Genomic DNA, 22,726 nt, shown 5'->3' on the forward strand with positions numbered 1-22,726 from the left:
GCTCCTGCTTTCCCGGCTGTAATCCATGGCCATGATCAACATCCTGAACGCGCCCGATTTTCAGCAAAGCCAGCGGCTGCGCCTCAACACGCTGATCCGGCTGCGCTGGCTGGCCATTGTCGGCCAGAGCGTGGCGGTGCTCGTCGTCGCCTATGGGTTGAAGTTCCCGCTGCCGGTCAGCCTGTGTTTTGCGCTGATCGCCTGTTCGGCCTGGATGAACCTGTTCCTGGCCTTCAGGTTTCCGGCTGCCCACCGGCTCACCCCGTTTGCCGCCTTCGGCATCCTGATCTTCGACAGCCTGCAACTTGCCGGGCTGCTCTACATGACCGGCGGCCTGACCAATCCGTTCTCGCTGCTGATGACCGTGCCAGTCGTCATTTCGGCGACGTCGCTGCCCCTGCGCCTCACCGCCATCCTCGGCGGGCTGGTGATGCTGGCGGCAACCTTGCTGGTGTTCTTCCATCTGCCCTTGCCCTGGTATGAAGGCGCGCCGCTGGCCATGCCTTTCATCTATGTCGCCGGCATGTGGATGGCGGTGCTGTCCTCGATCGCCTTCACCGCCATGTATGCCTTTCGAGTGGCCGCCGAAGCGCGGCTCTTGGCCAATGCGCTTGCCGCCACCGAACTGGTGCTGCAGCGCGAACAGCACCTTTCGGCACTCGACGGCCTGGCGGCGGCGGCCGCGCATGAGCTCGGCACGCCGCTCGCCACCATCACGCTTGTCGCCAAGGAGATGGAAAAGGCGCTCGGCAGCGACCCGAAATATGGGGAAGACGTGAAGCTGCTGCGCTCGCAAAGCGAACGCTGCCGCGAAATCCTCAAGCGCCTGACCAGCCTGTCGTCGGAGGGCGAGGCGCATCTGTCCCGGTTGCCGCTGACCTCACTGGTCGAGGAGGTCACCGCGCCGCATCGCGACTTCGGCATCTCGATCAAGCTTCGCCCGGGCGAACGCACCGGGCCGGAGCCAGTCGGGCGCCGCAACCCGGGCGTGATTTACGGCCTCGGCAATCTGGTCGAGAACGCCGTCGACTTCGCCCGCAACAGCGTCACCGTGCGCTGGAGCTGGGACGAGGCGACCGTCACCTTCTCGATCATCGATGACGGGCCAGGTTTCCCACCCGAAATCATCGACCGCATCGGCGAGCCCTATATGTCGACGCGCCAGGGCACCGAGGCCGGCGGCGGCCTGGGGCTCGGCCTGTTCATCGCCAAGACTCTGCTCGAACGCTCGGGCGCCACGCTCGATTTCCGCAATTCGAGCGGCCTGGGCGAGGGCGCCGTGGTCCAGATTTCGTGGCCGAGATCGGTCTTCCTGAACCCGGAAACGGCCCCCGCCACCATGTTTGACACTGCGTAAATTGGACAATAGCGGCGCAAAACTATATCTGCGTAAAATTAAGGCAGCAGGAATTCTTACGACGATGACAGGCGATGAAAATATTGGCGCAATGGTTGAAGGCGAGGACACCTCGCTGCTGATCGTCGATGACGACAAGCCGTTCCTCACGCGCCTCGCCCGGGCCATGGAAACCAGGGGGTTTGTGGTCGAGACCGCCGAGAGCGTCGAGGAGGCCGTAGGCAAGGCCCGCGCCAATCCGCCGGCCTATGCCGTGGTCGACATGCGGCTCGGCGACGGCAACGGCCTCGACGTCGTCGCCGCCATCCGCGAGAAGCGCGAGGATTCCCGCACCATCATCCTGACCGGCTACGGCAACATCGCCACCGCGGTGACCGCGGTGAAGCTTGGCGCCGTCGACTATCTGTCGAAGCCGGCAGACGCCGACGACATCTTCGCCGCCCTCACCCGCACCTCGGGCGAGCGCGCCGCACCCCCGGAAAACCCGATGTCGGCCGACCGCGTGCGCTGGGAGCACATCCAGCGCGTCTACGAGATGTGCGAGCGCAACGTCTCCGAAACCGCGCGCCGGCTCAACATGCACCGCCGCACGCTTCAGCGCATACTGGCCAAGCGCGCGCCGCGCTGAACCGAGCTTCGTCATCCTTGGGCGTAGCGACGCAAAGCGGCGCGGAGACCCCAGGATCCATGCCGTGATATCAGCCGTAGAGTTCAACGGAGAAGAATTTCCACCGCCGGAGCGCTTTGAAGTCGCGGCATGGATCGACGCGATGGGCGTTTCGGCCAATTTTCAAGGCATGGATTGCCAGCATGAACTCGTGCGTCTTGCTTCGCCAGTGACGTTTCACATCATTAGGTTATAGGTTCTGGCCGACAGGTCGGGTGACGGCGGAGGCGACATGCAGGATTTGAAACAGCGGCCGGTTTCCGTCTTCCGCGAATTCCTCGACAGTGAGGCGGCCGGCGGCATCATCCTGATGGTGGCGGCGGCCCTGGCGCTGATCGTCGCCAACTCACCGCTCGCCGAAACCTATTTCTCCGTCCTCCATGCCTATCTCGGCCCGCTCAGCATCTCGCATTGGGTCAATGACGGGCTGATGGCGGTGTTCTTCCTGCTCGTCGGGCTGGAGATCAAGCGCGAGATGCTGGACGGCCAGCTGTCGACCTGGCCACGCCGCGTCCTGCCCGGCATCGCGGCCGCCGGTGGCATGGTGGTTCCCGCGCTGGCGTATGTCTTCATCAACCGCAACAATTCGGCCGCACTCTCCGGCTGGGCGATCCCGACCGCCACCGACATCGCCTTCGCGCTCGGCGTGCTGTCGCTGCTCGGCAGCCGCGTGCCGGCCTCGCTGAAGGTCTTCCTGACCGCGCTCGCCATCATCGACGACCTCGGCGCCGTCATCATCATCGCCATCTTCTATACAAACGGCCTGTCACTGGCCTATCTGGGTGCCGCCTTCGCCGTCATTGCTGTGCTTGTCGTGCTCAACCGCATGGGGGTGATGACGCTGGTGCCCTATCTCGTGCTGGGCGCCATTCTGTGGGTGCTGGTTCTCAAGTCTGGCGTCCACGCCACGCTCGCCGGCGTTGCGCTCGCGCTGACCATTCCGCTCGAGCGCTCCGCCGGGATCGGCCACGATTTCGACCATTCGCCGCTGCACAGGCTCGAGCATGGCCTGCACAAGGTCGTGCCCTTTCTCGTCATCCCGATCTTCGGCTTCGCCAATGCCGGCGTTTCGCTAGCCGGCCTGAGTTTTGGCGCGCTGATCCAGCCGCTGACGCTGGGCGTTGCCGCCGGCCTGGTGGTCGGCAAGCTGGTCGGCGTTTTCGGCTCCTCGGCACTTGCCATAAGGCTTGGTCTCGCCGACCTGCCGGCCAATGCCGGCTGGTCGCATATGATCGGCATCTCGCTGCTGTGCGGCATCGGCTTCACCATGAGCCTGTTCATCGGCCTGCTCGCCTTCGCCAGCGATGTGGCCCTGCAGGATGCGGTCAAGGTCGGCATCCTCGCCGGTTCCTTCGTCGCCGCCGTCCTTGGCGCCACAGTGCTGCTGATGGCGCCGGCTGCGGGTCGAGCGGATGAGGAGACGGAGTAGGGCGCGGTTCGCGGTTCTGCGAACTACTCGCTCTCCCCCTCCAGCGCCGGGACCGAGACGCCGGCCAGCTCCGCCGCCAGCAGCCGCGCCGCGCCGGCGCGCGCGATGCGCAGCAGCAGCGCCTTGCGTGTTGCCGCCGCCATGCGGTGCTCCGGCGCATCGCGCAGGATTTCGGCGCCATAGCCGTCGGAGAGGATGAAGCCGCACTCTTCCGGAAAGATCTCCGCCGGCACGCCGGGATGGGTGGCGAAGAAGAAGCGGTCGGAGTGCAGCCGGTAATCGGGCCATTTGCGGTCGACCCGGAAATCCTCGATCGAGGATTTGATCTCGATGATCCAGATGTCGCCCTGCCGGGTCAGCGCCACCAGATCGGCGCGGCGGCCGGTGGCCAATGACAGTTCAGGCAGCACATGCGCGCCCATCGCCATGAGCAGCCGCTGGACGCCACGCCGCACCAGCATGGCGCGTTCGGATTGGCGACCGTCGATGAGGGGATTGATTGCGATGGGGGAAATGATCGGCATGACAGGCACCATGCCAGATTTTGTTCACGGTTTGAACCCCTCTGCAGGAGGCGATTATCTGGTTGACAAACCAAACTTAGCCGGAGGAAGTTTAAGCTTGGCTTGCGATACGACCATCTCAACAAGCGCGAGAGGGACGGCTTCTCGATATGCGGTGAGCGTCATAGTCCCGTCCGCATCAGCGTAGAACACCTCCAATACGAGTGAATGAGGGCGCTCGGTTTCGTCCATCAACTCTAGCGCCATGCCGTCCCGGTCTCCGTCACTTTGCATGTAGATTCCGTAGTGGCGCCCCAGATGCTCGAAGCTCATTCTCGCTCACGCTTCTTACGCGCCAGTTCCTTTATCTGCTCATTGGTGAGCTTGGGCGCGTGAGCGATCTTGCCTAGAGCGGCCTCGAAGGCTTCGTCGGACTGGTCGGTTTCCAGCTCGCGCGCCGCATCTTCGAACTTCTGCCGTTGCGTCTTATGGTCGGGTTTATTGGTGGGCATCGTCACCGCCTTGGGTCTTGGGTGCCAGCAAAGATGCCCATACTTCCACAGCGGCCTCAAAGCGGCTAGCCGCTTCTTTCTCCGTGGCCCCGATAACCCCGATTCTAAAATCGCTAGAGGGGGCTGATACCGCGAGCCATCCGCCGCATTCGCGCTCAAAAATACAAAATGAGTTTTCCACCGGAACCTCCGAAGTACGTTACATCGTCAGACAATAAATAAATACGTCAGCAAAATCAAAAAGTTGATCCGCCTTTTCCTGTAACTAAGAGAACAAAACAAACATGTTTGACTGGACGGTACGTCCGGTTCACACTGTTTTGGTCGATTCGGAGAGGATATTTCACAATGGCGGTTACAGCAGATAGGCCCGCGCCATACGCCCCAACTTCTGCAATTCTGTCTTTGATTGAACGGCACCGGAATAAGGGGCTGCCGCCGACACTGGATTCGGATGTTCTGGCCCGTTCCGGCATTTCAGGCAGCCTAATCCCGCGCACCCTTCAGGCCATGCAAACTCTCGATTTGATCGGGGAGGACGGCAAGCTTACCCCTACGCTGGAGGCGTTGCGGCTGGCTCCTGAGGCTGAGTACAAGGCGCGGCTGGCTGAGTGGTTGAACGGCGCCTACGCTGATGCGCTGCGATACGTTGACCCATCTGTGGATGATGAAATTCGTATCCGCGATGCCTTCCGCAGTTATTCGCCGGTCGGGCAGCAAGCGCGCATGGTCACCTTGTTTACAGGACTTTTTGCTGCGGCTGGGATAGCGCCTGAACGCCAAAGGGCCGCCCCCCGCAAGTCCACAAGGTCGGTTCCGAATGGGGGAGCGGCGGCCTCTGCACGAAAGCAGGAGCCGAAGGTGCCTCGCAAGCTGGATGGCGGCAAAACTGACATTCGCCCGCTACAAACAGGACTGCCGCCAGCGCTTTCCGGATTGCTAGTAAGTTTGCCAGCAAATGGAGACAGTTGGACGAAGGCAGAGCGCGATAGGTTCGTTGCCACCTTTGGTGCCGTTCTTGACTTCTGCTTTCCGGTCGATGACCGGCCAAAGCAAAAGATCGAGCAAGAAAACAGCGACGGAGGTGAACGATGATAAGAGCCGTTTAGCCACGGCGCCACGACCACCGGCCAACCGTGCGTGACTAACGAAGAAGGCCAGCAACCCGCTCGTAACGGGAAACTGGCCCTCATGGTGGTCAAGCAACCGGAAAGAGGCGGTAGCCCCTGCGGCGCTAGGACGCTCCATCCCTAGAATCGCACCTCTACCGTCTCTTTTCAAGGCCCCTCGCCTTAAAGAGGTGACGTTATGGTGTGGGTGAACCCCTACCAGCGCTTCCGCCTTGGCCGCACCGAATCGGTTTGCGGCCACTATCGCAGCCGATAAGACCGGCGACAGCGGCGTAGCCGCCTAGCCGTTCCGATCAACCAAACTGCCGGGGACTAGATCCCCGGCTTTTTCTTGCGGTGCCTTGCGTATCGCCAAAGTGGCAATTCGAGCTGCACCGGCTTACGGTAGTGCCTGCGCTTATCGTCAAGCAGGTCTGCGATAGGTGAGGCGCTTACCCTTCACGCCATTCAAGGCGATGAAAGCGCGGGTGCCGTCATCAACGCCAAGGGCGATGCGGTTCGAATAGCGGAAGTCGAATTCGGCAGGGTAGCGATGCAGATGGTGTTCGCTGCAATGCTGATAGACGCTTTTCATGCCGCGCTTGAAGATCGAAAAGAAGCCTTCGACCGTGTTGGTGGACGTTGCCGCGAACGTATTCGTCCTTGGAATGCGTGACGAACTCATGCGAGGCGAAATCCTGGTTGGCGCGGCGATAGATACCGCTCTCATCCGTCATCAACGCGCTTCCTTGGCGATGTTGGCACGAACGATAGGCATGACGTTGCCCATGCGGGCGGTATCGACATGGAAGGATCGGGCGCGGCCATTGCGCTCCGCAAGCGTAACGACCGTGTTCTTGTGCGCGCCGCCGCCCGGCTTAACCGGAGTGCCCTTTAGGCGACCGATATAAGTTTCGTCCACTTCGACGGCGCTACCGGCGCCGCCCATCGGGGAAAGCTCACCAGAGGCCATAGCAAGGCGGATGCGGTGGCACAGGAACCAAGCCGCCTCATACGTGCATTCGAGTATGCGGTGCATCTGGTGGGCGCTAATGCCCTTCTTTGATGCGCACATAAGGTGGATGGCCTGTAGCCACTTGGTGAGCGGCAAATGGCTTTCCTCGAAGATCGTGCCCATGCGGACGGTGAACTGCGAACGGCAAGCGCTGCACTTGTACAGGCCATGACGCTCGATGCCGTTAGGGTTCTTCTTGGACGGCTTGGTGCGGACGCACTTCAATGCGTAGTGGCGATCAACGCTACCGCACTTGCGGCCCCTGCGGCCAGGAATCAGTTCGATTCGCCCTGACGAATGCGTTGTTTTTCGAGGAAGCGCTTGGCGTGTTCCCCCCACTCCGCTGCCGTGGTTTTGTGCTCTTGAACGTATGTGCCAAAGGCCTTGCGCAGAGCATCCAGGTCCAAGGCCCAAAACTGCTTGTCTTTATCGTCGTTCAACATGGCGTCACCAAGCCCATTGAGCTGACGGTATGCCCTTCAAATCAAGCCTTCAAGAACCGATCCTGACTTCTTTTGGGTATATCGGCCCTGTCAGGTATTCATCCCGTGAAACGATGCAGAACAGGTCCTGCCCTCTACAGCTGGCAATCCATGGGCGGGACTTCAGTCTTAATTGAGCTGAAGCTAATATGCATATAGCTTGGGCAGTGCGGAGACGATCCCAAAGCTGACCCGCAACGACCCGGCACGACCCCATGTCCCCCGACCTGCGAGCGTGCCGGGTCGTTCCTACGGGTGCGTGGCAAGCGGCGCATCCAAGGCGCGATCGCTCACGGAACAATGGGGTCTGCCAAACATACAATCCCTCCATGCCGGCCGACTGCAGGGTTGGCAAGCCTCGGCCCGGCCCTAGGGGGCCTTCCGTGATCGCGCAATATCCGGCTAAGCGTAGTCTGGTATTCATCCTTGCGGAGCGGCCCTATGTCGTGCCGATCAACTTCCGTTTTTCACTAGAGAGCGGCAGGACTAAGGTCTTGCGTGCCGGTGTGCAAAGGTCTGAGGGGGACCTTTTAGGTTCCGCAAATGTCCATTGGACGTTCCATTACTTTAGTTGGTCGACATATAAAGGCTGAGGTAAGGGAATATGCCAAGCGGAATGGCCGGCGCAGTTTGGCTTTGGGTCTAAAGGGGGCTGCACCGGCCATTGCGGGTTTGGGCTTTTGGGTGTGATTGTCCCGCGCTGATTAATCTATATGTATATTAGCACTCGCGCAAATAAGACTGAAGTCCCTGGGTCCACCGGACCTGGCCGGACGCCCTCATAGTTTTGACTTCCGCCAGCCAGCCTTCCGAGCTTGTTGCTCTGAACAGAACCAGCGTTCGCCCTTCCACAGGCTGATCCGGGTCTCGTCGTGTCCGGAAAGTGATAGATGCGCTCGCCCGTATTGTAGCTGATGTTGCCCTTGATGTTGCAGCCCGCGAGAGGTGGCCCGGCCTTGACCGCGATCAGGCTGGCCAGGATGGCGATTGCCGTGGCGATCAATGTCCATGATATGGCGTTGCGCGGGGGACGCCAGCGCCGGCGACGCATGGCACGCATTCGCCAGCGGTCGGAACGATTGTCGTAGCGAGACTTGTCCACTCGCCCTCCCGACGGGAGAATGCGGCCGTTGTGGCGAGAAGTCTATAAGCACCGTCTAATTTAATGACGCCGTTCCGGCGGACAGGGGGCGAATAACTGCACCCAATGCGGCGCCTGACGGAAAGCCATCCCACTCCGCCTGCCTAAATCCATTGCTGGGGTCGGTTATGGTCTCGCTGAAACGGCAATGGCAGGCGCCGCGGCCCCTGCCATGTCATCCAGGATCGGGCAATCCGGCCGCTCGTCACCATGGCAGGCATGGATCAGCTTTTGCAGGGTCGAGCGCATCGACTGCAGCTCGCGCACCTTCTCCTCGATCGCCGTGACATGGGCGGCGGCGATCTCGCGCACGTCGGCGCTGGCGCGGCCGCGATCCCGGTAGAGCGCCATCAACTGGCGGCAATCGTCGATGGAAAAGCCGAGGTTGCGCGCACGGCGCAGGAAGGTCAGCCGATGGATGTCGTCACCGGAATAGTCGCGGTAGCCGTTGGCGGCGCGCGCCGGCGCGATCAGGCCGATCTCCTCATAGTAGCGGATGGTCTTGGCCGGCAGGCCTGAACGATGGGCGGCGTCGCCGACATTCATGGCGTTGTCCTCGATTTTGTCAGGCCCGCGATTCAGGCCCATTGAATTTCCTTCACAATCCGGTGAAGGATGTTGCTGAAATGCCATAGTGATACGCATACCAGCACGTAAGTCCCAGCATATAGGCATCGTGCGCTTGGCAAGCAAAGCAAATGCCAGCATGAATGATGGCAAGAAGGCGGTCGACTCGTACCGCCGACATTTGGACAGGGCTCCGGATCACCTCATGCGCATGAAGTCGCTTGCAATAATTGCCGCATTGGCGCTGTCCACGGCCGTCGCCGGTTGCAGCACCATCGGCGGGCAGATCTTCTCCAACGACTACGGCGCAGTGACCGACGCTGGCTACCAGCTACCGCGCGTCCCGATCGAAAAAGTGCCGAGGCAGTATCACCGGCAGGAAGTGAACTACGACACCAAGGAAAAGCCGGGCACCATCATCGTCGATACGCAGAACAAGTTCCTCTACTTCGTCGAGGACGATGGCCTCGCGATCCGCTACGGCATCGGCGTTGGCCGCGAAGGCTTCGAGTGGCACGGCACCGCCCATATCGCGCTGAAGCGCGAATGGCCGACCTGGACGCCGCCCCGTGAAATGATCAGGCGCCAGCCGGAACTGGCGAAGTTCGCCGACGGCATGGAGCCGGGCCTGAAGAACCCGCTTGGCGCGCGCGCCATGTATCTCTTCAACAAGGGCGGCGACATGGGCTACCGCCTGCATGGCAGCCCGGAATGGAATTCGATCGGCAAGGCGATGTCGTCCGGCTGTATCCGGCTGATGAACCAGGACATCATCGATCTCTATGACCGAGCCTCGGTCGGCGCCAAGGTCATCGTGATGTGAGGACCAGGATCCCCCGCGGGATCATGGTCAAACGGGAAGACAAGTTTCGTACGCGGACCGTCTAGGCAACAACGGACGTCCCAAACAGAAAACCGGGCAATTCGGCCCGGTTTTTTGTTGTTTGCGATTGAGGTTGCGCTGGCAACGGGAGAGGTCAGGCCACCTGTTCGACCTGCTGCACTTCCGGCACAAAATGCCGAAGCAGGTTCTGGATGCCGTGCTTCAGCGTCGCCGTCGACGACGGGCAGCCGGCGCAGGCGCCTTTCATGTGCAGGAACACCGTTCCGTTCTCGAAGCCGCGGAAGGTGATGTCGCCGCCGTCCTGGGCCACCGCCGGGCGCACCCTGGTGTCGAGCAGTTCCTTGATGGTGATGACGAGTTCTTCGTCCGCCTTGTCGTAGAATTCGCCGGTCTGGCTGGTCTCTGCTGCCGGGCCGGTCTTGGCCATGACAGGCGCGCCGGACATGAAATGCTCCATGATGGCGCCCAGGATCGCCGGCTTCAGGTGCTGCCAGTCGGGACCGTCCTTGGTCACCGTGATGAAATCGTAGCCGAAGAAGACGCCGGTGACGCCGGGGATTTCGAACAGCCGGCCGGCCAGCGGCGAGGCCGTTGCCGCACTGTCGGCATCGCGGAAGTCGGCGGTGCCTTCCAGCAGCACTTCCTTGCCGGGCAGGAATTTCAGCGTCGCCGGATTGGGCGTCGATTCGGTCTGGATGAACATGGCCGTCTCCGTGCCCGTTACGGGCCGATAGTTTGGAATAGTTCTAAATAGGCCTTATCGGCTGGACATTCAAGCGAAACGCATCGCCCGAACGGCTGGCTAACGGAATGTTTTTGCTGACTCTGCACTCACGTGGAGATGTGTTGAGATTCAGGTCAGGCCGAGTCGAGAATGGTGATTTCCGAGAACCGGAGCGGAGCGTACTTGAAGTACGTGAGCACCGGAAGCGCAGGAAGCCGCCATTCGCAGGCCGGCCTCACCTGAATACCAATACATCTCAGGCGAGGCTGTCGATCTCCTCGTCCGACAGATTCTGCGGCACCACCGTGACCGGAATGGGGAAGGCGGCGCCCTTGCCGGCCACGGCACCGACCAGCGGCCCGGGCCCTTCCTTGCCGGCGCCGGCCGCCAGCACCAGGATGGCGATGTCCTGGTCTTCCTCGATCAGCTTGTGGATCTCTTCCGTCGGCTTGCCCTCGCGCACCACCATTTCCGGCTCGATGCCGAGCTTCTGGCGCACCTTGTTGGCATAGCCGTCGAGAGCCGCGCGCGCCGTGGCGTTCGCCTCCTCGCGCATGATCTTCTCGACGCCCAGCCAATGCTGGAAATCGTCCGGTACGATGACGTAAAGCAGCACCAGCGTGCCGCTGGTGCTCTGCGCCCGCTTCGAGGCGTAGGCGACGGCGCGTTCGCATTCCGGCGTGTCGTCGATGATCGTCAGGAATTTCCTGCGATGCCCGGCTTCGCGGCTGAGGCGTTTGGAGACCATGTCTATCTACTCGGTGCGTTTTCGGCCGCAATCTGCCACCGCCGCCGACCGGCGGCAAGCGGCTGGTCGGCATGGCAGTGTCGGTGCAGATAAACCCAGATTGGACTCGGCGTCAGCCCTGCAGCAGGCCGATAATATCGCGCACCGTCTTCATCGTCGCTTCGGCGAGCACGCCGGCGCGTTCGCCGCCGTCCCTGAGCACCGCGTCGACATAGGCGCGGTCGCCTTCGATGCGGCGCATCTCGCCGGCGATCGGCGCCAGCTTCTCCACCGCAAGGTCGGCCAGCGCCGGCTTGAAGACGGAGAACTGCTGGCCGCCGAATTCCTTCAGCACGTCGGCCTTCGACATCTCGGCCAACCCGGCATAGATACCGACCAGGTTTTCCGCTTCCGGCCGGCTTTCCAGCCCGCCGACTTCGCTCGGCAAGGCCTCGGGATCGGTCTTGGCCTTGCGGATCTTTTTCGAGATGGTGTCGGCATCGTCGGTCAGGTTGATGCGTGACAGGTCCGACGGGTCCGATTTCGACATCTTCTTCGAGCCGTCGCGCAGGCTCATGATGCGCGCCGCCGGGCCGCCGATCACCGGTTCGGTGATCGGAAAGAAGCCGTTCACCGTCTCCTCGCCGACCTGCATCTCGACGCCGACGCCGAGCCTGGCGATGCGGTCGGAAAAATCATTGTTGAATTTCTGGGCGATGTCGCGAGTCAGCTCCAGATGCTGTTTCTGGTCCTCGCCCACCGGCACATGGGTGGCGCGGTAGAGCAGGATGTCGGCAGCCATCAGGGAGGGATAGGCGAGCAGGCCCAGCGAAGCATTTTCACGGTCCTTGCCGGCCTTGTCCTTGAACTGCGTCATCTTGTTCATCCAGCCGATGCGCGCGACGCAATTGAAGATCCAGGCGAGCTCGGCGTGCTGCATCACCCGCGACTGGTTGAAGACGATGTGCTTCTTCGGGTCGATGCCGGAGGCAAGGAAGGCGGCGGTGATCGAGCGTGTCTGGTCAGCAAGGTCCTCATGGACCAGCTGCGCGGTCAGCGAATGCAGGTCGACGACACAGTAGATGCAATCGGACGTTTCCTGCAGGGCGACGAATTTCTTGATGGCGCCGAGATAGTTGCCGAGATGCAGATTGCCGGTCGGCTGGACGCCGGAGAAGACGAGTGGCTTGAAGGCGGACATGGGTTTCCTCATGGCTTGTGGAGGGCCGTATAAGCATGATTCCAAAAAGTTGCAGACTTTTTGGAGCCAATCATGCGGCTGGAAACCGCACGCGGCGAAAGTCTTGCGACGGCGCGCTTATGGACGAAGGGTGAAAAACCGGCAAGAGGTATCAGCGGCCCGGGCGGAACTTTGCCAGCAGCCGCGTGCCCTTTGCAACAATGCTTCGCCACCCCAGCGGGGTCACCTCCATGTCGGCAACGCCGATGCCGTTGCGTCCCGCGGGTCTTTGCAATCTGGTGAGATGAAGCTCCAGGATCGTATGATCGTCCCTTCGCAGCGCCGTTTCAAACGTCGCTTGCGCGTTCCAGATATTGCCGTCCTGGCGCACCTCGCGAAGGCTTGCCACAACCAGCTGGCCGTTTACGGACAATTTGAGCTTGGTCAGCGCCTCGCGCAGAGGATGCCGGATGTCCAGGCGAATCCGCGCCTTGCCGGCATATTTGAACGGCACAAGCAGCTTTGGGCGCGGATTGCAGCCGACCCACAATACCCAGTCGCCGCCTGATTGGTGCGGAACCCAATCGAGTGCTTTTGGTGAGTTGTCCTGCTTGATGACCTCGCGTTGCCTGAGGTTGCGCAGATCCGGGCGGACAACTCCCTTGACTATCGCATTCTGTGTCGAGACCTGACCTTGTTCATAGCGCTCGTAGTCCGGATGGACGACGACCATGTAGCCGCCGGCGGCCTTCGCCTTGGCCAGCTCGGACGCCAGATAGCCGTTATATCCCGGCCGGGCCATTCGCCGGACCATTCGTTCCTGCTCGTCCGAAGTGTGGCTCGTATAACTCAGGTAGCGGTGGCCGGCCGCGAACTTCTGGACAGTGATCCGCTGTGTCGAGACAAAATTCATCCCGGACCTTGCCGCCCGCAAAAGGAAATCCGCGTCAACGGGCGCTGTGATCTCCTTGGGATGGCGCCATTTCCCAATTCGATCGGCGACGTTGCGTCGGTGACCGAAACTGGAAGGCGGGAAGAAATGCCTGAGAGCAGTGTCCGGTTCGTCGAAGATGCCGGTCACCCACCGAAAATTGCTTGCCCTGGGGCCGTGAAAGATGGCGCCGCTCACGACAAAGTCCGGCTGCGGCCTGTGCCCGAAAAGATCTGCCAGTGCCTGGAGGTGGTCGGGGGCCCAGATATCGTCATGACCGAGATAGGCAATGTATTGCCCGCGCGACATCTCTATGCCCGCATTGTTGGGAAAGGCTTGGCTGCCGCCGCGCTCGGGCAGGTTCAACCAGCGGATTTGCGCAGATGCGAGCGCCCGAACCACATCCGCGGTATCGTCCGTGCAGCAATCGCCAACCACCAACAGCTCGAAGTCCCGGCAGGTTTGGCGCAGCACCGATTGTATCGACGGAAGAATATGCCTGCCGCGATTGTAGGTGGCCATGATGACGGAAAACGTGGTCATGCTATTCGAATTTGTAGGGGATGCCTGGATGATCGAAGCGGATTCGTGATTTGTCCGGATGTCTAGGATCGTAGACGGCTGTCGGCATGTTGATGAATGTCGCGGTGCTCTTGCCCCGATTCTGAACCCCGTGAACGACATAGGGCGGAATCGTCAGCAGGATCTTGTTCGCCGCGCCGACGTCGAGGACCTCCAGTTTTTGGTATGTCGGGCTATCCTCTCGCAGATCGTAGAGTACGACCCTGAGGTCGCCATCTGTATAGGCGAGCCGGTCGAACTGTCGTTTGTGATAGACCCATGCCCTGATCGATCCCGCCTCGGCCGATACCAGATAGACATGTGGCGGCGGGGTTATGGGCTCCAGCAGTGCCGACACGAGGACCGTAAGCTCGCCCCGCTTGTCGCCCCTTGTAACCAGCCGCTGAATCCGCACGCCCGCTATGCGATTTTCACTGGAAACGTCGTCCAGAAGCGGAACGTCGTCGCCCCAAGGCTGGTCATCAACAAAATCTTCGAGTGACAGCGTTTTCATGAACCCTCCAGCGTTTGCGTCAACGCAAGCCCAAGCCTGTCCTGCTTTCAGCCGGCGCCAAAGGCAATACACGAAGAGGCGATGGTGCCTCGGCACTCGCATATCCACAGGGTTTTAAGGCGGTCGCATGGCAGCCGCGGCGGCAGTATCGAGGGTCCGGTGATCGTCAGCCGACAGGCGGCGATCCCTTACGCCCGATGTTTCGACGGATCATGCCGAAATCGGCGCCGCCGGTGCCGAAGGCGGTGATGAAGTAGAGCAGCGCCCCGCTGGCCACCAGCGCCAGCAGCGTCGTCGCCTTGACGACCAGCGGCGAGCCGGGACCGAGCCTGACGGCAAGCCAGTGCTCGGCGAAATATAGCGCCACCGCCATCACCGCCGCCGACAGCACCAGCCTGGGAATGCGCTTCAGGAGCGGCAGGTCGCGGCCCCAATGGCCGCGGCGGATCAAGACTGCAAGCAGCATCAGCGCATTGACCCAGCCGGCCACGGCCGAGGCGACGGCAATGCCGGGTGCGCCCATCCTGGGAAACAGTGTCAGCGCGGTGGCGACGTTCACCGCCACCGAGATGGCGGCGAAGATCATCGGCGTGCGTGTGTCCTCGCGGGCGAAATAGCCCGGGGTGAAGGCCTTGATCAGCACGAAAGCCGGCAGGCCAAGACCGAAAATCGCCAGGATCGCCGCAACGGTCGGGGTCGAATGGTTGGCGGCGAACGCACCGCGCTCATAGACCAGCCGCACGATCGGCTCCGCCATCACCCAGAGCGCCGCCGCCGCCGGCAAGGTCATGAACAATGTGAACTCGACCGAGCGGTTCTGGAGATTGGCCGCCTCGATGAGATTGCCTGATTTCAGCGCCCGTGACAGTTCCGGCAACAGCACGATCGCCACCGCCACGCCGACCACCCCAAGCGGCAGCTGATAGACGCGGTCGGCATAGGCGAGCGAGGACACCGCACTGTCCTGCGCCGACGCGATCGCCGTGCCGATCAGCTGGTTGATCTGGGTGATGCCGCCGGTGATCGCCGCCGGCAGGGCCAGGATCAGCAGGCGCTTGACGTTCGGCGTCATCTTCGGCCGGCGGAAGCCGATCGAGATGCCGGCGTTGCGCACCGCCACCCAGACGATGGCGAGCTGCACGACGCCCGCCGCCAGGACGCCCCAGGACAGGCTGAAGCCGACAGCATGCGCATCCAGCCCGCGATACCAGGCATAGCCAAGCACGCTGATCAGTATGATGTTGAGGAAAGCGGGCGCGATTGCTGCCGCGAAATAGCGGCGCAGCGAATTCAGCATGCCGGCCATCATCGCCGCGAGCGACATGCAGATGAGATAGGGGAACATGATCGTCGCCAGCAGGACGGTGGTCTCGAACTTGCCCGGCGTGTCGGCAAAGCCCGGGGCCACCAGGTAGCGCACGATCAGCGGCATCGCCAGTTCCATCGCGATGGTCAGCGCCAGCAGCGCCGAGAACAGCACGCCGAACACTTCCTCGGAAAAGCGCTTGGCTCCTTCGGTGCCGTGCGTCTCGATTTCCTTGGCAAACAGCGGCACGAAGGCGGCGTTGAAGGCGCCCTCGGCGAACAGCCGGCGAAAGGTGTTGGGGAACTGGAAGGCGGCGTTGAAGGCGTCGGCCACCGGCCCGGTGCCGAGTGCTGCCGCCATCAGCATCTCGCGGCCGAAACCGAGCGCGCGGCTCATCAGCGTGCCGGAAGCGACGGTGGCGAATTTCTTGACGAGGCTCATGCGTTCGAAGACTGCCTGTGGGAGTGGGACAAAGTGAGGATGGCAGTCACTCGGCGGCCGCCTTGGCCTTGCCGCCGCGTTCGGGCGCGATGCCTTCGAGCGTTGCCATCAGCCGGTTGCGGATGGTGGCGATGCGGGCCGGGCTGTCGATCTTCTGGCTGGTGAGGTCTGTGACATAGAAGGTGTCGATGACCTTTTCGCCGAAAGTGGTGATGTGCGCCGAGGCGATGTCGAGCGACAGGTCGGACAGCGTGCCGGTGATCTCCGACAGCAGACCCGGGCGGTCGAGCCCCTCGACCTCGATGACCGAAAACCGGTTTGACAGCGTGTTGCGGATTTCGGCGCGTGGCGGGATCTTGAACACTTTGGCGCCGCGCTTTGGCTTGGTGCGCTTCTCGATCATCTCCGGCAGCCAGCTCTTGCCCGACAGCACGTCCTCGATCAGCCGGCCGACGCGCTCGGCGCGCCGGCGTTCGTCCTCGTCACGGTCGAATTCCCTCGAAATCAGGATGGTGTCGAGCGCGCGGCCGTCGGCGGTGGTAAAGATCTGCGCGTCGACGATATTGCCTCCGGCGCCGGCGCATGCCCCGGCGATGACCGAGAGAAGACGGGGATGGTCCTGCGCCAGAACGGTGATTTCGGTCACCGCCTCGAACTGGTGGGTCTTGACCATGGTGGCGAGCTTCTTGCCGGCCGCATCGGCCTCGCGGACGAATTCGGCGTGGCGCAACTGATCCGGCAGGTCGACGGTCAGCAAATAGTTCTCGTAATGCAGCCCGACATAGCGCTTGCGGTCCTTGTCGGACCAGTCGGCGAGCGCCTCGGCCAGGCGTTCGCGTGCCGCCGCCGTGCGCTGGGCGCGCGACACTTCCGAGAAACCGCCGGTCAGCAGCAGTTCGGTCTCGTAATAGAGCGTGCGCAGCAACTGACCCTTCCAGCCGTTCCACACACCCGGTCCGACGCCCCTGATGTCGCAGACTGTGAGGATCAACAAGAGCTTCAGCCGCTCGACCGACTGCACGATCGAGGCGAAATCCTCGATGGTCTTGCGGTCATTGAGGTCGCGGGTCTGTGCCGTCATCGACATGACGAGATGGTTCTCGACCAGCCAGGCGACGGTTTCCGTCTCCGCCGCCGACATCCCCATATGCGGGCAGATGCGCCGTGCGATACGGGCGCCGGCCTCGGAATGGTCTTCCGGCCTGCCCTTGGCGATGTCGTGCAGCAAGACGGCGACATAGAGCGCCTCGCGGCTCTTCTTCAGGCCCGGCATCAGCGAATGCGACAGCGGATGCACTTTCTCGCCATCGCCGCGCTCGATCTCGGCCAGCACGCCAATGCAGCGGATCAGGTGCTCGTCGACCGTGTAGTGGTGGTACATCGAGAACTGCATCATGGCGACGATCTTGCCGAAGTCGGGGATCAGCCTGCCGAGCAGCCCGGCCTCGTTCATCCGTCGCAGATTGAGTTCGGCATTGCGGTCCGAGGTCAATATGTCGAGGAACAGCCGGTTGGCCTCTTCGTCGCGCCGCAACGATTTGTTGACGAGGCCGAGCGAGCGGGTGAGCAGCTTCAGCGCATCGGGGTGGAATTCCAGCCCATGCTTGTCGGCGAACCAGAACAGCCTGAGCAGATTGACCGGATCGCGTTCGAACACCTGGTCGTCGGCGATGTTGATGCGGTGGTTGTCGACAATGAAGTCCGACGTGCCGGCAAGCTTGCGCTTGCGGCGCTGGAAGGTGAGGAAGATGCGATTGAAGCCGGGAACGTGCTTGGCTTGTTCCTCCTCGAGCGCCGCGCAAAAGATGCGGGTCAGGTCGCCGACATCCTTGGCGACGAGGAAATAGTGTTTCATGAAGCGCTCGACCGCTGACAGGCCGGGATGGCTGGTGTAGCCGAGCCGCTCGGCGATCTCGCGCTGGATGTCGAAATGCAGCCGCTCCTCGGCCTTGCCGGTGAGGAAATGCATGTGGCAGCGCACCGCCCACAGGAAGTCCTCGGCCTTCTGGAACTCGCGGTACTCGGCCTCGGTGAAGACGCCCTTTTCGACCAGTTCCTCGCCGGTGCGCACCCGGTAGAAGTATTTGCCGATCCAGAACAGCGTCTGCAGGTCGCGCAGGCCGCCCTTGCCGTCCTTGACGTTGGGCTCGACCAGATAGCGGCTCTCGCCTGCCTTGGCATGGCGCTCGTCGCGCTCGGCGAGCTTGGCCTGGACATATTCCGGGCCGGTCGTGCGCACCACCTCATGGTCGAATCGCAGCATCAGCTCGTCATAGAGCTTGCGCTCGCCCCACAGGAAGCGGGCTTCCAGGATCGACGTGCGGATGGTGATGTCGGTGCGCGACAGCCGCAGGCACTCATCGATGTTGCGGGTGGCGTGGCCGACCTTCAAGCCCAGATCCCACAACATGTAGAGCATGTATTCGACGGTCTGCTCGCCCCATGGCGTCTGCTTGTAGGGCAACAGGAACAGAAGATCGATGTCGGATCCCGGCGCCAGCGTGCCGCGGCCATAGCCGCCGACCGCCACGACGGCCATGCGTTCGGCCGACGAACGGTTCTTCACGCGGTACACATGCGTCGCCGCGAAATCGTAAAGCGCGCGGATCAACTCATCCATCAGATGCGACAATCGTTCGGCGCAGGCATTGCCGCCGCCATCCTCCCTCAGCATGGCCTCGGCAATCTTTCGGCCTTCGGCGAGCCGGGCCTTGAGAAGCTGCAGGACGCCGGCGCGGGCGGCGGCTCCCGAACCATCGCCCGCCGTAGCCGTCGTCAGCGCGGTCATCTCGCGGCGCAAGGCTTCGCCGTCGATCAGTTCATCGAGCTTCAGGGAGATTTTCGCCATAGGTATCAGTCGGCCTTGCCATTTGGGCGGCGTCTATAGCGTGTTTTCGCGGCGCTGGGTATGGGGCCTTCTGGTGGCCCGGCAAGTGGCCTAGTCCGATGCCTGGACCGGATCGAGGGGAACGACGATCCGTTCCCGGAATCTGCAGAAATCAGCGATCCACCGTGCGGTTCGCCCGGCCTCTCTGCTGATTCTCACAGCCATCGGCTTCCTCTGCCTTGTCATAAGCCCGCTCGCGGTCCGCGCGGCATCGCGATCCTGGTCAAGCAGGCTTGGCAGCGTTCCGTCGACGAATTGATCCTGTGCGCAGAGCGCCGGAACAAGTTGGTAGATGGTCTTGCCGGCCGACATGATGGGGTTGAAGATGAGATCATCGACAGCAATGTTGACCTGCGCCGTTGCCTCCAGAAAATCGCGCGCCGTTCGGCGCGAGAGCAGATAACCGCCGGCCCCCGGATGGCCCTTGCGGAGCCGGACCACGGAAAAACCATGTCCGGCAGAGGTCCTCTTCCTCTGGATCACGGTTCTGGAGAAGAACGTCTCGAGCTTCACGACATCGGCGTCCGCCGGCACCCAACTCGTATCGCCCAGCAACGCCCCGGCTTTGCTGGAGAAGACCATGTCGTCCTCGAACACGGCGCCGTATGGGGCCTCATCCTGGGCAATGATCGTCCAGCAGGCTCGATGACTGTGCAGGCAGGCGATTTCACTGCCGGAGAGCGGCCGGGTGGCGTGTATTGCGTGCTGCGGCTGCAGCATCAGATCGGGATATTCCTTGCCATCGACCCCCGCGACCCGTTCGAACCCAATGCCGATGCGGGCGAACTCCTTCGACATGTGGGCAAGCCGCTCGGGAGATCGATTGAGGTTGATGACCAGACGCTTCATTTTTACGAGCTGTTTTGTTCGAAATCCCGGCTTCCACGGAAACGGCGAGAGCCGCCAGGCACCGCGGGAGCCTTCTAGCACAGGTGACGCTATGGTTGGTTGATCTTTTCCGGTGTGGATATCACGCCTCAATGGGAGAGCCAACAGAGAGCCAAGCTCTTAAACCCGGCCTGACGTCCCAGGATTGCCGTAAGATTGCGCCCGATGTCGGCAACGCCGGATTGAAGACGAGATTCTCGGCTACGCACGGGCCTGCGCGTCGAGGTCGTCGCGCGCCATCTACTTGACATGATGTAGTTCGCCAGTTCCGGGGCGAGCGTCCGAAGCCGGGCCAGAAACGAAAAAATCGGAACAGCCCTTGACCTTCCAGTTACTGGAAGCACTACCTCCGCAACAAAGCAGAGGCATAGAGGCATTTTTGGCATGACGCATCCAGACCATGACCGACACGGCAAGCATCGCGCACATGGCGCGCACGGCAGCTGTTGCGCGCCGAAAGGCGCCGATACTGCAGCCGTTCTGCGCGATCCGGTCTGCGGCATGACCGTGGATCCGGCCGCCGGCAAGCCGACATCGGAGCATGGCGGCCGCCTCTATCATTTCTGCAGCGAACGCTGCCGTTCGAAATTCCAGGCCGAGCCGGAACAATATTTGACGGCCACCGACCCCGTCTGTGGCATGACCGTCGACCGTGGCACAGCCAGGCACTTTGTCCGCCATGAAGGCCAGGGCTTCTATTTCTGTTCCGCCGGCTGCAAGGCGAAATTCGAGGCGGCACCACAGACCTATCTCGGCGACAGGCCGGCGCCGGCGCCCGCGCCCAAGGGCACGCAATACACCTGCCCGATGCATCCCGAAATCGTCCGCGACAAGCCCGGCTCCTGCCCGATCTGCGGCATGGCGCTTGAGCGGCTGGGCGTGCCATCGGGCGATGAAGGGCCAAATCCCGAACTGGTCGATTTCACCAGGCGGTTCTGGGTCAGCGCGGTCCTGTCGATCCCGCTTCTGATCATCGCGATGGCGCCGATGTTCGGGCTGAGCTTCGAAAATCTGGTCAGCGATCGGACAAAAACTTGGGCAGAGTTGGCGTTGGCAAGCCCGGTGGTGCTCTGGGCCGCCTTTCCGTTCTTTCATCGCGGCTGGGAGTCGGTCCTCAACCGCAGCCCCAACATGTGGACGCTGATTTCGCTCGGCGTCGGCGCGGCCTACCTCTACAGCGTCGTAGCCACGCTCTTCCCTGACATCTTCCCGCATCAGTTCCGCGGCCATGGTGGTGCGGTGCCGGTCTATTTCGAGGCCGCCGCCGTCATTGTCGCGTTGGTCTTCCTTGGCCAGGTGCTGGAACTGCGTGCCCGCGAAAAGACCGGATCGGCGATCCGCGCCTTGCTCGACCTGGCGCCGAAGACCGCGCGGCGTATCGGGCAGGACGGTTCCGAGACCGACGTGCCACTGGACAGCGTCAAGGCCGGCGATCGCCTGCGTATCCGGCCCGGCGATGCCGTGCCGGTCGACGGCACGGTGCTCGAAGGTCGCTCCTCCATCGACGAATCGATGATCACGGGCGAGCCGCTGCCGGTCGAAAAGGCCGAGGGCGACACTCTCACCGGCGGCACGCTCAACAGGCAAGGTTCGCTGATCATGCGCGCCGAACGGATCGGCGCCGAGACCACGCTGGCACGCATCGTCGAACTCGTCGCCAAGGCACAGCGCTCGCGCGCGCCGATCCAGGGGTTGGCAGACCGCGTTTCCTTCTACTTCGTCCCGGCCGTCGTCCTTGTCGCCGTCGCGGCCTTCATCGCCTGGGCCGTCTTCGGTCCCGAGCCCAGCCTGATCTTCGCCATCGTCTCGGCGGTCTCGGTGCTGATCATCGCCTGTCCCTGTGCGCTTGGCCTCGCCACGCCGATGTCGATCATGACCGCCACGGGGCGCGGGGCGCATGCCGGCGTGCTGATCAAGGAAGCCGCCGCGCTCGAACGCTTCGCCTCCGTCGACACGCTGATCGTCGACAAGACCGGCACGCTGACCGAGGGCCGGCCGAACCTGACGGACGTCGTCCCGGCAAACGGCTTTTCCGAAGACGAATTGCTGGGGCTCGCCGCGAGCCTGGAGAAGGGCTCGGAGCATCCGCTGGCCGAGGCCATCGTCGAGGGCGCCGCGGCGCGCGGTGCAACCGTCACCGACGCCGGCGATTTCGAGGCGGTTACCGGCAAGGGCGTTTCCGGCACGGTGTCGGGCAAGGCCGTCGCGCTCGGCAATGCCGCGATGATGGACGATCTCGGCGTCAACGTTTCCGCCGTTTCGGCCAGCGCGGAAGCGCTGCAGGGCGACGGCAAGACGGCGATGTTCGTCGCTGTCGGCGGCAGACTGGCCGGCATCGTCGCCGTAGCGGATCCCATCAAGGCGACCACCGCCGAGGCGATCAAGGCACTGCATGACAGCGGCCTCAGGATCATCATGGCGACCGGCGACAATGAGCGCACGGCCAACGCAATCGCCAAAAGCCTCGGCATCGACGAGGTTCGCGCCGGCCTGTTGCCGGAACAAAAGGCAGCCCTGGTCGAGGAACTGCGTGGCAGGGGGGCCGGCGTCGCCATGGCCGGCGACGGCGTCAACGATGCGCCGGCCTTGGCCGGCGCCGATGTCGGCATCGCCATGGGCACCGGCGCCGATGTCGCGGTCGAAAGCGCCGGCATCACTTTGGTCAAGGGCGACCTCAACGGCATCGTCCGCGCCCGCACGCTGGCTCAGGCAACGATCGGCAACATTCGCCAGAACCTGTTCTTCGCCTTCCTCTACAATGTGCTTGGCGTGCCGGTCGCCGCAGGCGTGCTCTATCCGCTCACCGGCATGCTTTTGTCGCCGATGCTGGCGGCGGCGGCGATGAGCCTGTCCTCAGTCTCGGTCATTGCCAACGCATTGCGGCTGCGGACGTTGAAACTCTGATCCAAAGCCCCAAATACGAAACCCAACCAATAGGAGA

19 protein-coding genes and 2 pseudogenes are annotated in these 22,726 nt (G+C 62.4%); 6 read left to right on the forward strand and 15 right to left on the reverse strand.

From position 1 onward, the window contains the following. The first annotated feature begins 25 nt into the window (after positions 1-25). The 3 genes from ACWGS8_RS20515 to nhaA all read left to right on the forward strand — a co-directional run bounded on the left by ACWGS8_RS20515 (position 26) and on the right by nhaA (position 3,453). Positions 26-1,357: an ActS/PrrB/RegB family redox-sensitive histidine kinase gene (locus tag ACWGS8_RS20515; RefSeq protein ID WP_454582623.1), complete on the forward strand. Its 1,332-nt coding sequence runs from the start codon at positions 26-28 to the stop codon at positions 1,355-1,357. Between the two features lie 64 nt (positions 1,358-1,421). Beyond that, positions 1,422-1,985 carry an ActR/PrrA/RegA family redox response regulator transcription factor gene (locus ACWGS8_RS20520; RefSeq protein WP_010913121.1) on the forward strand — a complete coding sequence of 188 codons (564 nt, stop codon included), beginning with the start codon at positions 1,422-1,424 and terminating at the stop codon, positions 1,983-1,985. 271 nt (positions 1,986-2,256) lie between these two features. Then, complete coding sequence (gene nhaA, locus ACWGS8_RS20525; RefSeq protein ID WP_454582624.1) at positions 2,257-3,453, forward strand: Na+/H+ antiporter NhaA; 1,197 nt, start codon at positions 2,257-2,259, stop codon at positions 3,451-3,453. Between the two features lie 23 nt (positions 3,454-3,476). Here the strand turns inward: nhaA and ACWGS8_RS20530 are convergent, their stop codons facing one another. The 3 genes from ACWGS8_RS20530 to ACWGS8_RS20540 are packed head-to-tail and all read right to left on the reverse strand — an operon-like array spanning position 3,477 to position 4,468. After that, on the reverse strand, positions 3,477-3,977 hold the full coding sequence (locus ACWGS8_RS20530; RefSeq protein WP_454582625.1) for an MmcB family DNA repair protein: 501 nt from the start codon (positions 3,975-3,977) through the stop codon (positions 3,477-3,479). Between the two features lie 54 nt (positions 3,978-4,031). Further along, positions 4,032-4,289: a hypothetical protein gene (locus tag ACWGS8_RS20535; protein WP_454582626.1), complete on the reverse strand. Its 258-nt coding sequence runs from the start codon at positions 4,287-4,289 to the stop codon at positions 4,032-4,034. After that, positions 4,286-4,468 carry a hypothetical protein gene (locus ACWGS8_RS20540; protein ID WP_454582627.1) on the reverse strand — a complete coding sequence of 61 codons (183 nt, stop codon included), beginning with the start codon at positions 4,466-4,468 and terminating at the stop codon, positions 4,286-4,288. Before ACWGS8_RS20540 ends, ACWGS8_RS20535 begins: the two co-directional genes overlap by 4 nt. Before the next feature lie 348 nt (positions 4,469-4,816). On the opposite strand from ACWGS8_RS20540, the gene ACWGS8_RS20545 reads away from it, so the two are divergent. Beyond that, positions 4,817-5,563 carry a DUF5343 domain-containing protein gene (locus tag ACWGS8_RS20545; RefSeq protein WP_454582628.1) on the forward strand — a complete coding sequence of 249 codons (747 nt, stop codon included), beginning with the start codon at positions 4,817-4,819 and terminating at the stop codon, positions 5,561-5,563. 438 nt (positions 5,564-6,001) lie between these two features. Here the strand turns inward: ACWGS8_RS20545 and ACWGS8_RS20550 are convergent. The 4 genes and pseudogenes from ACWGS8_RS20550 to cueR all read right to left on the reverse strand — a co-directional run. Further along, positions 6,002-6,847, reverse strand: a pseudogene (locus ACWGS8_RS20550) (IS1595 family transposase); the annotation flags it as partial. A gap of 20 nt (positions 6,848-6,867) precedes the next feature. Further along, a complete protein-coding gene (locus tag ACWGS8_RS20555; RefSeq protein WP_454582629.1) occupies positions 6,868-7,035 on the reverse strand; it encodes a hypothetical protein in 168 nt (55 codons plus the stop codon). Positions 7,036-7,853: 818 nt separating this feature from the next. Continuing rightward, positions 7,854-8,176, reverse strand: a pseudogene (locus ACWGS8_RS20560) (hypothetical protein). Positions 8,177-8,341: 165 nt separating this feature from the next. Further along, positions 8,342-8,761 carry a Cu(I)-responsive transcriptional regulator gene (gene cueR / locus ACWGS8_RS20565; RefSeq protein WP_454582661.1) on the reverse strand — a complete coding sequence of 140 codons (420 nt, stop codon included), beginning with the start codon at positions 8,759-8,761 and terminating at the stop codon, positions 8,342-8,344. Positions 8,762-8,987: 226 nt separating this feature from the next. Here cueR and ACWGS8_RS20570 point away from each other — a divergent pair, with 226 nt between their 5' ends. Continuing rightward, entirely contained in the window at positions 8,988-9,605 is a 618-nt protein-coding gene (locus ACWGS8_RS20570) for a L,D-transpeptidase (protein ID WP_454582630.1), read from the forward strand. A gap of 154 nt (positions 9,606-9,759) precedes the next feature. Here ACWGS8_RS20570 and ACWGS8_RS20575 read toward each other — a convergent pair whose 3' ends face one another. From ACWGS8_RS20575 to ACWGS8_RS20610, 8 genes are all read right to left on the reverse strand, one after another. After that, on the reverse strand, positions 9,760-10,329 hold the full coding sequence (locus tag ACWGS8_RS20575) for a NifU family protein (RefSeq protein WP_056570395.1): 570 nt from the start codon (positions 10,327-10,329) through the stop codon (positions 9,760-9,762). 277 nt (positions 10,330-10,606) lie between these two features. After that, a complete protein-coding gene (locus ACWGS8_RS20580; RefSeq protein ID WP_010913128.1) occupies positions 10,607-11,098 on the reverse strand; it encodes a universal stress protein in 492 nt (163 codons plus the stop codon). Between the two features lie 112 nt (positions 11,099-11,210). Further along, complete coding sequence (trpS, locus tag ACWGS8_RS20585) at positions 11,211-12,278, reverse strand: tryptophan--tRNA ligase (protein WP_454582631.1); 1,068 nt, start codon at positions 12,276-12,278, stop codon at positions 11,211-11,213. A 151-nt stretch (positions 12,279-12,429) separates the two neighbouring features. Next, positions 12,430-13,731: a glycosyltransferase family 2 protein gene (locus ACWGS8_RS20590; protein WP_454582632.1), complete on the reverse strand. Its 1,302-nt coding sequence runs from the start codon at positions 13,729-13,731 to the stop codon at positions 12,430-12,432. 1 nt (position 13,732) lies between these two features. After that, positions 13,733-14,263, reverse strand: a complete 531-nt coding sequence (locus tag ACWGS8_RS20595; protein ID WP_454582633.1) for a dTDP-4-dehydrorhamnose 3,5-epimerase family protein — start codon at positions 14,261-14,263, stop codon at positions 13,733-13,735. A 166-nt stretch (positions 14,264-14,429) separates the two neighbouring features. Further along, positions 14,430-16,010 carry a murein biosynthesis integral membrane protein MurJ gene (gene murJ / locus ACWGS8_RS20600; protein ID WP_454582634.1) on the reverse strand — a complete coding sequence of 527 codons (1,581 nt, stop codon included), beginning with the start codon at positions 16,008-16,010 and terminating at the stop codon, positions 14,430-14,432. A 46-nt stretch (positions 16,011-16,056) separates the two neighbouring features. Further along, on the reverse strand, positions 16,057-18,858 hold the full coding sequence (locus tag ACWGS8_RS20605) for a [protein-PII] uridylyltransferase (RefSeq protein ID WP_454582635.1): 2,802 nt from the start codon (positions 18,856-18,858) through the stop codon (positions 16,057-16,059). A gap of 90 nt (positions 18,859-18,948) precedes the next feature. Then, entirely contained in the window at positions 18,949-19,746 is a 798-nt protein-coding gene (locus ACWGS8_RS20610; protein ID WP_454582636.1) for a glycosyltransferase family 25 protein, read from the reverse strand. 423 nt (positions 19,747-20,169) lie between these two features. Between ACWGS8_RS20610 and ACWGS8_RS20615 the strand changes: the two genes are divergently transcribed. Then, positions 20,170-22,689, forward strand: coding sequence for a heavy metal translocating P-type ATPase (locus ACWGS8_RS20615; RefSeq protein WP_454582637.1), 2,520 nt, complete (start codon positions 20,170-20,172; stop codon positions 22,687-22,689). The last annotated feature ends 37 nt before the right edge of the window (positions 22,690-22,726 follow it).

The sequence above is a fragment of the Mesorhizobium sp. 43Arga genome, assembly GCF_053714255.1.